The 12,853-nt window shown below is 70.3% G+C and carries 10 protein-coding genes; 2 read left to right on the top strand and 8 right to left on the bottom strand.

Annotated features, from left to right (window positions below; translation table 11 throughout):
• Positions 1–1,869: VWA domain-containing protein (locus tag HY049_16555; GenBank protein ID MBI3450508.1), on the bottom strand; the 1,869-nt coding region annotated here is incomplete at its 3' end.
• 1 nt (position 1,870) lies between these two features.
• On the bottom strand, positions 1,871–2,524 hold the full coding sequence (locus HY049_16560; GenBank protein MBI3450509.1) for a hypothetical protein: 654 nt from the start codon (positions 2,522–2,524) through the stop codon (positions 1,871–1,873).
• Between the two features lie 81 nt (positions 2,525–2,605).
• Here HY049_16560 and HY049_16565 point away from each other — a divergent pair, with 81 nt between their 5' ends.
• Positions 2,606–3,058 (top strand): DUF4258 domain-containing protein, encoded by a 453-nt coding sequence (locus HY049_16565; protein ID MBI3450510.1) that lies wholly within the window; start codon positions 2,606–2,608, stop codon positions 3,056–3,058.
• Positions 3,055–3,276, top strand: a complete 222-nt coding sequence (locus HY049_16570) for a YgiT-type zinc finger protein (protein MBI3450511.1) — start codon at positions 3,055–3,057, stop codon at positions 3,274–3,276. Before HY049_16565 ends, HY049_16570 begins: the two co-directional genes overlap by 4 nt.
• A 3-nt stretch (positions 3,277–3,279) precedes the next feature.
• On the opposite strand, the gene HY049_16575 is transcribed toward HY049_16570, so the two are convergent.
• From HY049_16575 to HY049_16600, 6 genes are all read right to left on the bottom strand, one after another.
• Positions 3,280–4,641 (bottom strand): PAS domain-containing sensor histidine kinase, encoded by a 1,362-nt coding sequence (locus HY049_16575; protein ID MBI3450512.1) that lies wholly within the window; start codon positions 4,639–4,641, stop codon positions 3,280–3,282.
• Positions 4,638–6,008 carry a sigma-54-dependent Fis family transcriptional regulator gene (locus HY049_16580; protein MBI3450513.1) on the bottom strand — a complete coding sequence of 457 codons (1,371 nt, stop codon included), beginning with the start codon at positions 6,006–6,008 and terminating at the stop codon, positions 4,638–4,640. The genes HY049_16575 and HY049_16580 overlap by 4 nt, the downstream gene beginning before the upstream one ends.
• 9 nt (positions 6,009–6,017) lie before the next feature.
• The gene (locus tag HY049_16585; GenBank protein MBI3450514.1) at positions 6,018–6,683 is read right to left on the bottom strand and encodes an ABC transporter ATP-binding protein; all 666 of its coding nucleotides are present in this window, start codon (positions 6,681–6,683) and stop codon (positions 6,018–6,020) included.
• 31 nt (positions 6,684–6,714) lie between these two features.
• Positions 6,715–9,177, bottom strand: a complete 2,463-nt coding sequence (locus HY049_16590; protein ID MBI3450515.1) for an ABC transporter permease — start codon at positions 9,175–9,177, stop codon at positions 6,715–6,717.
• A gap of 8 nt (positions 9,178–9,185) precedes the next feature.
• Complete coding sequence (locus HY049_16595) at positions 9,186–11,594, bottom strand: ABC transporter permease (protein MBI3450516.1); 2,409 nt, start codon at positions 11,592–11,594, stop codon at positions 9,186–9,188.
• 8 nt (positions 11,595–11,602) lie between these two features.
• A partial coding sequence (locus HY049_16600) for an ABC transporter permease (GenBank protein ID MBI3450517.1) occupies positions 11,603–12,853 on the bottom strand: 1,251 nt, incomplete at its 5' end.

Below are 12,853 nucleotides of genomic sequence, written 5' to 3' on the forward strand. Positions count from 1 at the left end.
GAGGCGGGGCGAATCGGGAGTCGCGCGCTCGGTCTCGACGAGAACGGGGAGCGCGGCGGGGTGGGCGACGCGGCCGAGGACGACGGCGGCCCACTCGGCGGCGGGGGGGCACGAGCCAGAGGCGGCGCCGACGAGCAGTTCCATGACGCGGGCGGCTTGGGACTCCGCGGGAGGATCGCGCGGAAGCCAGGCGTCCCCCTGAAAGACGGCCAACGAGCGGATCCCCTCGACGGCCGCCCCCTTGTCCTCGCACCCCCCCGAGCGAAGGGCGTCGAGAAGATCGGGCATCACGTTCGGATCGCCGGTGCCGCCGAGGGCGCGGAGGGCCGCGGGGCGCGTCGGGCGGCCGGCGCGCGCGGCGTCCTTCAGATAGGGGATCGCGCGCGCGCCGAAGCGCGCCAGCGCGTCCGCCGCCGCGGCGACAACGACCGGGTCGGCGTCCTGGAGTCGCTTCGCGATCTCGGGGATTGACTCGGCGGCGCCCATCTCGGCCAGTGCGGAGAGGGCGGCGCCGCGGACGGCGGGCTCGAGATCCGAGAGGGACTTGCGGATGACCGGGAGCGCGTCGGGGGAGCCGAGCCTCGCGATCTCGCGCATGGCGCGCAGACGCTGCGACGGGTTGCCGAACGCGATGTCGTCCTTGAGAAACGTGAGGGAGTCGACGCTCGCGTACGCGGCGACGGCGGTGCGGACGTCGAGGCTCTCGCCGGCGTCGCCCGTCGCGGTGACGCGGATCGCGCGCCTGCGGTTGACGTCGCCGCGGCGCTCGACGTCGTAGCCGACGACGTACGACGCGAGGAGCCCTTCGCCGAGAGCGCGCATCACGCCGGGGAGGTCCTTCGTGGGAGAGAGCGAGAACCCCCCGGTCTGGACCGAGAGGTCGTGGATGACGGGCCAGTTCTGCGGCGGAGGGAGGACCGAGATGATCGTCACGCCGGAGCGGACGGCCATCCGGATCGTCTCGTCCGTCAGGGGGCTCGATCGCGAGGAGCCGGGGCCGCCGGCAAGGCTCGCCTCCGAGTCCAGCCCGTCCGTCAGAACGATGAGAGCCTTCCTCCCGGGCAGATCGCGAAGATCGCGCACCGTCTCGAAGATCGCGCGGAAGAGGCGCGTGTTCCCCTGCCCGGGGCCGATGCCGACAAGCGAGGCGGTGAGCGCCGCCTGATCATGAGTGAAGTCCTGGAGGACGGCCATGCTGCTCGCGAAGGCGGCGACCCTCAGCTGATCGGTCGGCCTCAGGACCGAGAGGAAGGCGACGCACGCGTCGGCCCACTCGAGCATCTTGAACTGCATGCTGCCGCTGCGATCGACGAGGATCGCGACCGAGAGCGGCACGCCCCCGTCGCCGACCGACTCGAACCTGTTCGGCGTGACGACGTCGCCGCCGTCCCGGACGACGAACCTCTCCTTCGTCAGGCCGCGCACGGGAGTCCCCTTCCCGTCGGTGACGGCGACGAGGAGCTCGACGCGATCGATCGCCGTCCCCTGCACGAGCGCGTGCTCGATGAAGACGATCTTCCGGGTGGTGACGGCGTCCTCCTGCGACGTCCCGTCGCTGAATGAGGCGACGGCGCGGAGGACGTGCGAGGCGAGCGTCGTTCCCGCATCCCACGTGATCTCGAAGGGTGAGTGCGCCGCGATGCCCACTCTCTTGTCGTCGACGAGGAACTCAACGCCGACGACGCGCGTGCCGGCGGGGGGAACGATGGCGACGCGGAGCGTCGTCTCGCCGTAGACGACGTCGCTTCCGGCGGGGCTCACGAAGCGCACCGACGCGCGGGCGGGAGGGGCGGGCTCGGCGGCTGCCGCGAGGCTCATCCCGGTGAAAATGAGCGCGGCTCCCGCGAGCCTCTGGGTCGATCGCGTCACGCTACTCCCCCGGCGCGACGACGTCCGCGCCCTGCTGCAGGGTCTTTCCGAAATCGCCGATCGCGGCCGTGACGTCGTCGGGGCTCACGGGCTGCTCGCAGCCCGGCTTCTGCTCCGCGGCCGTGAAGGCGGAGGCGAGCGGCTTCATCCCCTTCTCGAGGCAGGTCGGGTCGACTGGAAGGCCCTTCGCGTCGGCCGCCGCGTAGCAGTCGACGGCCGAGCGGGCGGCCGCGGCGGTGGCCTTCCACTTCGCGGCGCGACACGGCACCGTCGAGCCGTCGGGGATCCCCAGCTCGAACTCCAGCGTGCCGACGAGGCTCTGGATCTTCCGGGCTCGGCTCGAGTAGTCCCCTTCCATCGCGCACCCTCCGGCGGAATCGAGCGCCGCGAGGGTCCGCGCGAGTGCGGCCCGGGCCGCGTCCTGACAGGCGGGATCGAGAAGGCGCCCCGCGCCGTCGGCGGCGGCGTAGCACTCGAGGATCGCGGAGGTCGACCTCGCCACAGCCGATTTCTTCAAGGACTCGCACTTGCGCGCGGAAGAGGAGAGTCCGTCGGCGGCGACGTCCGCGCCCGCCGGCAGCAATATCGCCGCGCAGGCGAGAGCCGCGGCGAGGAGGCGGCGGATGTCGGAGGAGATGACGGCCTCAACAGACATTCGCACAGTTTACACCCCGCAATCTCGGCGTGAAGACGCGCCCGACGACTCGCCAGCGCTTCCCGGGAAAGTGCGGGGCGCATGGCTCTCGACGCGATCGCCAGAACACTCTATCTTGAGCGGCTGAATCGCCCGGAACGATTGAGGCACAGCCAGTCGCGATCGATTCGGCGAGGCAAGAGGACTCCATTGGCACCGCAGCCCCTGACACCCGTTGACCCGCAAGCGTTCATTCAGGAGTGCGTCCGCGCCAGAAGCATTTTCTGGACCTATCACGTCAACATGCGCCTCGACCGCCGAGCCATTCCTCGGCAATCGATACTCGACGCGGTGGACACGTTCGAGGTAATCGAAGCGTATCCTCGGGACAAGTACCTCCCGAGCTACCTGGTTTTCGCACAAGAGAGCCGCGGCGCATTTCACGTGCTTTTCGGGACGGACGTCTTGGGGCATAATGTCCGCGTCGTCACGGCCTATCGACCCGACCCGGAGGAATGGATGCCGGATCTTCGGACCAGAAGAACGACGCGATGAAGTGCGGTGTTTGCGGAGCTGAACTCAAGCCGGTCGATACAGACCTGCCCTTCAAGGTTTCGGATCGGACGATTGTCATCCTGAAGAGCCTGCCGGTGCTGCAGTGCCCCAACTGCGCGGCATACGTGATCGAGGACGAGGTCTTCCGTCGAGTGGAAGAAATCCTGGATGGCGTGGACGGCGCCGCCGAGCTCGAAGTCATTCGTTTCGCCGCCTGATCCCTACACCCGGAGCCTCAGCCTCGCCGTGCACCCTCCCGCGCCGCGCCGGTTCTCGAGCACGATCGACCCCCCGTGCGCCTCGGCGATCTGGCGGCACAGGACGAGGCCGATCCCCGAGCCCCCCGGCTTCGTCGTGAAGAAGGGGACGAAGAGGTTTGCGGTGTTCGAGAGGCCGGGGCCGTCGTCGTCGATCCAGATCTCGAGGAAGGGGGGGCTCGCGCCGTCGCGGGGAGCCGGGAGCTTCGTCCACCCCGCGCGCACCCCTCCCCCGGTCTCAAGGGCCGCCTCGACGGCGTTCTTGAAGAGGTTGATGAGGAGCTGCTCGAGCTGATCGGGGTCGGCCTGGATCGGCAGCACCGGCCCGGGGGCGAGATCGATCGCGAGGCGCGTCTCGAGGGCGACGACGCGGCGCACGAGGCCGCCGATCTCGGTGGCCTGGAGCAACGGCGGCGGGAGCTTCGCAAGTCGGGCGTAGGCGTCCATGAAGCGGGCGAGCGAGTCGGCGCGGGCGCCGATGATGGCGAGCCCCCTCCGCATGTCCTCGTCGGACTCGTGGTCCTTCGCGGCGCGCGCGACGAGGCTCTCGAGGCTGCCCGCGAGGGAGCGGATCGGCGCGAGGGAGTTGTTCAGCTCGTGGCCGATGACGCGGATGAGGCGCTGCCACGCCTGGCGCTCCTCGGCCCGCAGCGCGCGGCTGAGGTCGGAGAGGACGACGAGCTGGTGCGGGAGGCCGCGCTCACGGAAGGTGCTCGCGCGGAGCTCCCATCTTCCCGCCCCGCCGGGGAAGGCGAAGCTGAGAAGGCGCGGCGTCTCCCCCTCGAGGCACGAGTCGAGGCCGAGCTCGTCGGCGTCGCGGCCGATGAGCCTCTCGGCCGAGCGCCCGAGAAGGCGCTCGCCGACGCCGTTGACGAGCCGCAGCTTCCTCTCGCCGTCGAAGGCGAAGATGGCGACGTCGATCTCCCCCATCACCTTGCTGAGGAAGGCGGTGGCCTCGATCGACCCGAGCCGCTGCTCCCTGAGCATCTCGCTGAGGGCGTTCACCTCGGTCATCGCCTCGCCCAGGGGGTCGTCGCGCCGCCCGCCGCGCGCGCGGATCGAGAAGTCCCCCTCGCGCAGGGCCGCGATCAGGTTCGAGAGGGTCTGGAGCGGGAGCACGGCGTTCCTTCGCACCGAGAAGGCGAAGCCGAGCCAGAGAGAGACGATGAGCGTCGTGAGAGTCCACTGGACCTTTGGAGTGTGATCGCCGAACCAGAGCATGACCAGGGCGATGAACGAGCCGGGAAGGCCGGCGGAGAGGGCGAGGTAGAGGAGATGCCGATCGTGGGTGAGCTTCGAGCGGGCCGGCGCGGAGCCGGGGGTCATAGCCCGTAGCGCTGGAGGCGGCGGTAGAGGGCGCTGCGGCTCAGTCCGAGGGTCTTGGCGGCCTGTGACACGTTCCCATCGTAGCGCGCCAGGGCCTTCTTGATCAGGAAGGCCTCGACGTCCTCGAGGCTCATCTCCTCGAGGCGCGTCGCCGACTCCTTCCCGGCGCGGAGCGCGAGGTCGGCGATCTTCACGGTGTCGCCGCGCGCCATCAGGACCGCGCGCTCCACGGCGTGATCCAGCTCGCGGATGTTCCCGGGCCACGCGTGCTCGAGAAGCGCCTGGAGCGCGGGCGGCTCGAACGCGGTGAGCGTCTTCCGGTAGTGCTGCGCGTGCTGGGTGAGGAAGTGCGTCGCGAGGAGCGGGATGTCCTCGCGGCGGCTCCTCAGGGGCGGAAGCCGGATCTCGATCGTGTTGAGGCGGAAGAGGAGATCCTGCCGGAAGCGGCCGGAGGCGACCTCCTCCCCCAGATCCGAGTTGGTGGCGGAGATGAGCCGCACGTTGACGCGGTGCGTGCGCGACGAGCCGACCCGCTCGAGCTCACCCGTCTCGAGAACGCGCAGCAGCTTGGTCTGCTGCGCCAGCGGGACGTTCGCGATCTCGTCGAGGAAGAGGGTGCCGCCGTCGGCCAGCTCGAAGCGCCCGACGCGATCCGCCTTCGCGTCCGTGAAGGCCCCCTTCACGTGGCCGAAGAGCTCGCTCTCGAAGACCCCCTCGGAGAGGCCTCCTGCGTTCACGGTCACCATCGGTTTTCCCGCCCGGAGCGACACCGCGTGGAGCGCCTGGGAGACGACCCCCTTCCCGGTCCCGTTCTCGCCCGTGATGAGGACGTTCGCGTCGCTCGGGCCCACCCTCTCGATCATCTGGACGACGGGCTGCATCGCCGCGCTCCGCGCGATGAGGTCGAGGCGGTGGCCGTCGCGCAGGGCGCGGTTCTCCTCCTCGAGGCGCTGCCCGCGCCTCAGCGCCCGGCCCAGCTCGATCTGCGTGTTGAGGATGCTCGTGAGCCGCGCGTTCTCCCACGGCTTCTGGACGAAATCGCGCGCCCCCCGGCGCATCGCCTCGACCGCCACGTCCACGCTCCCCCACGCGGTCATGACGACGACCGGGAGCGTCGCGTCGATCGACTGGATGCGCGAGAGGAGGTCGAGCCCCTCGCGCCCCGACGTCGTGTCGCGGGCGTAGTTCAGGTCCATCAGCAGGACGTCGAACTCGCGCTCCTCGAGGGCGGCGAGGATCGCGGCAGGGGAGGAGACCGTCTCGCTCTGGAGCCCCTCCCCCTTAAGAAGGAGGCGGAGCGATTCGAGGACGTCCGGCTGGTCGTCGGCGACGAGGAGGCGCGGGGCGCTGCTCGCGGAGGATCTCACGCGGCGGCTCTACTCATCGGCGACCCACCCGTCCTTGAGCTTGATGACCCGGTTCCCGTACGAGGCGTTGCGCTCGGAGTGGGTGACCTGCACGATCGTGGTCCCCTTCTCGTTGAGCCCCTTGAAGAGCTGCATGATCTCGTCGGCCTGGTCCGAGTGCAGGTTTCCCGTGGGCTCGTCGGCGAAGATGATCTTCGGGTCGGCGATGACGGCGCGCGCCACACCCACCACCTGCTGCTGCCCCCCCGAGAGCTGCGTCGGGAACAGGTCCTTCTTCCCCACGATGCCGAAGCGGTCGAGGACGTCGCAGACCTTGCTGTCGCGCTCGGCCTTCTTCATGTTGCGGTACGACAGGGGGATGTCGAGGTTCTCGTAGACGGTGAGGTTGTCGAGGAGGTGGTAGCTCTGGAACACGAACCCCATGAACTTCTTGTTCAGCTCGGCGCGCTCCTTGCGCCCCATCTTGTGGACGGGGAGGTCCTGGAAGAAGTAGTCCCCCGTCCAGGCGGCGTCGTGCATCCCCAGGATGTGGAGGAGCGTCGACTTCCCCGCCCCCGACGGCCCCATCACGGAGACGAACTCCCCCTCCTTCACCTCGATGTTCACGCGGCGGAGCACGAAGGTCTTCGTCACCCCGTGCTCGTAGCACTTCTCGACGTTGCGAAGAGAGATCATCGGTGGGCTGGTCTCCTGGATTGGGGCGCGCTCAATCGTACCTGAGCGCGACGAGCGGATCTACGGCGGCGGCCCGCCGCGCCGGAAGCCAGGTGGCCAGCAGCGCGACGAGCGCGAGAAGGACAGGGACCACGACGTACGTGACGGGGTCTGCGGCGCTGACGCCGAAGAGGAGATCCGCCACGAGGCGGGCGATCGTGAAGGCGGCGGCGAGCCCCACCCCCACCCCCGTCAGGACCGGGAGCATCCCCTGCCTGAGAATCAGCCGGACGACGTTCCCGGGATCGGCCCCCATCGCCATCCGGATGCCGATCTCGCGCGTCCTCTGGTTCACGGTGAAGCTCATCACCCCGTAGATGCCGATGGCGGCGAGGACGACCGCGAGGCCGCCGAAGATGGCGAGAAGCCCGGCGCCCATCCGCGCGGCCCAGAACCCCTGGTCGACGAGTTCGCGCACGGTTGCGGCGCCGACGATCGGGAGGTTCTGATCCATCTCCTGCACCGCCTTGCGCGCGACGCCGAGGGCCGCCGCGGGGTCGCCCTCCGCCCGGACGAAGACGGTCGAAACGCCCGTGTAGACCTGCCGCATCGGCAGGTAGAGATACGGGCGGGGATCCTCCCCGGCGGCGATGTACTTGATCGTCTTCGCGACGCCGACGATCTCGTACGGGTCGTTCTCGTGGTAGAACCTGAACCGCCGGCCGATCGGATCGACTCCGGGCCAGAAGCGATCGGCCATCGCCTCGTTGATGACCACGACGTGCGGGACCCCCATCCGATCCTGGTCGGTGAAGTCCCTCCCCTTCAGGATCGGGATTCGCAGCGTCTCGAAGTAGCCCGGGGCGACGTTGTCGATGAGGACGAGGATGCCGTTCCGGTCGGGAGAGGACTCCAGCCCCTCGGGGTAGATGCTGCGCATCGTGCCGCCGGCGAGCGGCGCGTTCGAGCCGAGCGTCGCGGCGGCGACGCCGGGGAGGTGGGAGACCTTCTCGAGCACCGCCCGCTGGAACTGCTCGCCGCGGGGCTGGTCGTACCCCTCGGCGGCGACGTCGAAGGAGAGGACGCTCGTGTGGTCGGAGTCGAACCCGAGATCGATCGTCTGCGCCCGTCCGAGGCTCCGGAGGAACAGCCCCGAGCCGACCAGGGCGACGAGCGAGAGGGCCACCTGGGCCATCACGAGGAGGCCGCGCGCGCCGAAGAGGCGGCGGTGCCCCCCCTCGAGGCTGCTCCGCTCGTTGAGGTGCGCGGCGATGGAGGGGTTCGAGGCGCGGAGCGCCGGGGCGAGCCCGAAGAGGAACCCCGTCGCGAGGGCGACGGCGAGCGTGAAGAGGAGGACGCGGAGATCGAGGGTCAGCGGGAGGTCCTCGGGGTTGATGAAGGGGGGACGGAATGCGAGGAGGAGGTCGCGTCCCCACTGGGCGACGCCGAGGCCGACCGCCCCTCCCGCGAGCGCGAGGAGGAGGCTCTCGGTCAGGAGCTGGCTCACGATCCGCGCGCGCCCGGCGCCGAGGGAGAGACGGATCGCGATCTCCTTCCGCCGCTCCGTCGCGCGTCCGAGGAGGAGGTTCGCGATGTTGGCGCAGGCGATCAGGAGGACGAGCGCCACCACGGTCATCAGGAGGCCGCCCGATCTCAGGAAGAGGCCGCGCTGGTTCGGATTGATCGCGGATTCCGGAAGCGAGACGAGGCGCACGCTCCGCCCTGTGTTGGCGTCGGGGTACTCCCTCTCGAGGCGCGCGGCGATCGTCCTCATCTCCGCCTCGGCGGCGACGAGCGTCACCTCCGGCTTCAGCCGGCCGAGGACGTTCGAGATGAGGCCGCGGCGCAGCAGGATTCTCCCATCCCCCGGGATGAAGTCGGCCTGCATCATGATCGGCACGAAGAGGGACGGCCCGCCCAGCGCCCCCGTGCCGTTGAACCCCGGCGGCGTGACGCCGACGACGGTGAACTGCCTCCCGTTGAGGCGAATCTGCGAGCCGACGAGTGCGGGATCGCCCGCGAAACGGCGCTTGAAGTAGCGATCGGTGAGCACGACGACGGCGCGCCCCCGCGGCTTCGTGTCCTCCTCCGGGAGGATCCCCCGCCCCTGCCGGATCTTCACGCCGAGCATGTCGAAGTAGTTGCTGCTGACGAGGAGGCCGAAGACCTGCTCGGGGTCTCCCGTCCCCGACGCGACGTTGACCCCCGCCGCCATCGTCGCCGCGAGGGACGTGAACGAGGTCGCGCCGTCGCGGTAGTCCTCGAAGTTCGGGTACGAGATCGGCAGAAGGTTCAGGGCGCCGCCGGCGTTCTTGACGTCCGTCGTGTAGACGTTGACGACCCGGGCCGGCTCCTCGACGGGAAGGGACTTGAGGAAGACCGCGTTCACGAGGGAGAAGATCGCCGTGTTCGCGCCGATGCCGAGGGCGAGCGAGAGGACGGCTACGGTGGTGAAGCCGGGACTCCTCGAGAGCTGCCGGGCGGCGTACCTGAGATCCTGCATGAAGACGCCCACGAATCCTCCTACTCGCTCCGCAGCGTGATGATCGGATCGACCCTCAGGACCCGCCGCGAGGGAACCCAGGCCGCCACCAGCGCGGTCGCTGTAAAGATCAGCGCCGCCCCCGCAAACGTGAGCGGATCGGACGGGCTCACCCCGAACAGGAGGCTCGTCATGAGGCGCGACAGCCCGAAGGCCGCGACGAGGCCGAGGGCCGCCCCCGCCAGGGCGAGCCTCAATCCTTCGCCCCCGATCAACCGGACGACGTCCGCGCCGCGGGCGCCTAGAGCGAGGCGGATCCCGATCTCCCGGGTCCGCTGCGCGACGGAGTACGAGACGACGCCGTAGACGCCGATCAGCGAGAGGACGAGGGCGACCACGGAGAAGATCGAGAGAAGCACGGCGTTAAAGCGCCGGGGCGCGAGAGAGCCGCTGAGACGCTGCTCCATCGTCGCGACGTTGCGCACCGGGAGATCGTGGTCCACCTCCCTCACCGCGGATCTCAGGGCCGCGGCGAGCCCCGCGGGATCCCCCGAGGTCCCCACGGCGAGAAAGAGCGTCGGGGTCGCCTGCGCACCGTACGGGAGGTACATCTCCGCAGGCGCCTCCTGGTCCAGCCCGCCGTGCCTCACGTCTCCGACGACGCCGACGATCTCGAGCGGCTGGTCGTCCGGCGCGAGGTCGAGGATCCTCTCCCCCAGCGCGTCCCCCTGCGGCCACAGCCACCGCGCCATCCTCTCGTTGATCACGACGGCGCCGCGCCCGGGGGCGGGATCCTCGTCCGAGAAGGAGCGCCCCCGCAGGAGCGGAATGCTCATCGCCTGGAAGTACCCCGGCGTGACGAAACGGAGGTCGGCTTCGAGCGCGTCGCCGGGAAGCGTCTCCCCGGCGTCGAGCTTGAAGGAGGCGGTCGTCGTCGAGTCGCCCACCGGTATCTCGGAAGTGGCGCCCGCGGCCCGGACGCCGGGCAGCGCCTTGAGGCGCCGGAGCGCTTCCTTCACGAACGCCGTGCGCTTCGCGTCGTCGCCGTAGCGAAGGGCCGGCAGCGAGACCTGCGCGGTCAGGACGCTCGCGGGATCGAACCCGGGCTCGACCTGCTGAAGTCGCAGGAGGGATTTCGTGAGGAGCCCGGCGCTGATGAAAAGGACGACCGCGAGCGCCACCTCGGCGACGACGAGCGCGCTCCGGGATGCCGCGGCGCGCCGGGACGTGCCCCCGGTGCGCGCGTTCTGCTTGAGGGACTCGCCGACGTCGAGCGAGGATGCGTGGAGGGCGGGGACGAGCCCGAAGATCCAGCCGGTGAGGAGGGAGACGGCGAGCATGAAGGCGAAGACCGATCCGTTCACGCCGATCTCGCTCGCGCGCGGGAGGCCGCCCGGGTTGACGGTTCTGACGAAGTCGGCGGCCCAGAAGGCGAGGACCAGGCTCAGGCCGCCTCCGAGAAGCGAGAGGAGAAGGCTCTCCGTGAGGAATTGGCGGACGAGCCGGAGCCGCCCGGCACCGAGGGCGACGCGGATCGCGACCTCGCGCCTCCTCCCCGCCGCGCGGGCCAGGAGAAGGCTTGCGACGTTTGCGCACGTGATCAACAGCACCAGCCCCACGGCGCCGAAGAGCATCAGGAGGGCGGGCCGGAAGTTGCCGACGATCAGTTCCTGGAGCGGAACGATCGTCGCCCCGACGCCCGCGTTCTCCGCCGGATGCTCCCTCTCGAGTCGGGCCGCGACCCCGCTCATCTCGGCGATCGCACCCGCGGTCTCGAGGCCGCGCCCGAGGCGGCCTATGACGCTCAGGTAGCCGTGATCGCGCCGCTCCTTCGAGAGATCGAGGGCGAGAGGCGTCCAGAGCTGCACACCGCCCCCGGGAAGGGTGAACCCCTCGGGCATGACGCCGACCACCGTGACCGGCGCCCCATCGAGCACGAGCTGGCGCCCGACGATTGACGGATCGGCGGCGAAACGGCGCTGCCATAGGCCGTGGCTCAGGAGCGCGACGCCCGGGGCTCCGGAACGATCGTCCTCGGGGAGAAACGACCGCCCAAGGAGGGGGGCGATGCCCGAGACCTTGAAGAACCCGGCGGTCACGGCGACCGAGGGAAGGCTGACGGGATCGTCGCCTCCGGTCAGGACGGCCGTCCCATACCTGTACGCCGCCATCCCGTCGAAGCTCCGGGTCCTCTCGGCCCAATCGGTGAAGTTGTGGGCGGAGACGGAGGATCTCGGCGCGCGCGATTTCGTCTCGTTCTGGAAGACGCGGACGAGGCGATCCGGCTCCGGGTACGGCAGCGGATGGAGGAGGACGGCGTTCACGACACTGAAGATGGCCGTGTTGGCCCCGATGCCGAGCGCGAGCGTGAGGATTGCGATGAGGGCGAAGCCGGGCGAGCGCACGAGGCCGCGGACCGCGTAGCGGACGTCCTGGATCAGCGCGCCCACGATGCCTCCTAATCGCGCCGGAGCACGACGACGGGGTCCACACGAGATGCGCGGAGCGCCGGGATCCACGCGGCGGCGAGGCCCGCGGCGGCGAGAACCGTGGCCACCAGGGCGAACGTGAGGCCATCGGTGGGGGTGACGCCGAAGAGGCTCTCCTGCAGGAGGCGCGTCGCGCCGAGCGCGAGCAGCGTGCCGAGGCCCACGCCCGCCGCGACCAGCCGCGCCCCCTGCGCGAGGAAGAGGCGGAGGATCGCCGCCGGCGCCGCGCCCAGGGCGATGCGCACGCCGATCTCGCGGGTGCGGGAGGCGACGAGGCTTGCGACCAGGCCGTACAGCCCCACCGCGGCCAGCACGAGCCCCAGGCCGCCGAAGGCGGCGAGGAGCGTGGCCGTGAAGCGCCTTTCCTCCTCGTCCACCGCGAGGGAGACGAGGGTCGCCACGTTGAAGACGGGAAGCGCCCGGTCGAGCGAGACGACCTCGCGGCGGAACTCCGCCGCCGCGGCCATCGGATCGCCGGCGGTCCGCACGAGAACGTGGGCCTGCGACTCGTAGGACTGCGCGAACGGGAGGTACACCATCGACTGGCTCGTCTCCGCGAGCTTCATGTACTTGCTGTCGGCGGCGACGCCCACGACCTCGAGCCACGCGCTCCGCGCACTCCCCACCTTGATGCGGCGGCCGACCGCCTCGGCGCCGGGCCAGAACCTCCGCGCCATCGTCTCGTTCACGACGGCGACGCCCGGGGCCTTGAGGTCGTCGGCGCGCGTGAACTCGCGCCCGCGGAGCAGCGGCATCCTCAGCGTCGAGAAGAAGCCGGGGCCGACGGAGTTGGCGCCGATCGTGGGCGCGAGATCCTCGCTCGCGGGCTCGCTCCCCTCCACGATCACGCCGTTTCCCTCCCACGCGTGCCCGAGCGGGACGTACGTCGCGACGGACGCGGAGATCACCCCCGGCGTCGCGCGGACGCGGTCGAGGAGGCGATCGTAGAGGTCGAGGCCGCGCGGATCGGAGTATCCCTGGAGCCCCGGATCGATCGCGAAGGCGACGACGTGATCCGGATCGAATCCGGGATCGACGCCCTGCGCCTTGTGGACGCTGCGCAGGAACAGCCCGGCGGTCACGAGGAGCACGAGCGAGAGGGCGATCTGCCCCACCGCGAGAAGCGAGTGCGATCGGGTGTGCGAGGAGACCGTCCGCGACGCGCCCGACAGCTGCGGGAGGAGATCCCGGCGCGTCGCGCGGCGCGCCGGCGCGAGGCC

Source organism: Acidobacteriota bacterium (assembly GCA_016195325.1).
GTDB lineage: Bacteria > Acidobacteriota > Polarisedimenticolia > JACPZX01 > JACPZX01 > JACPZX01.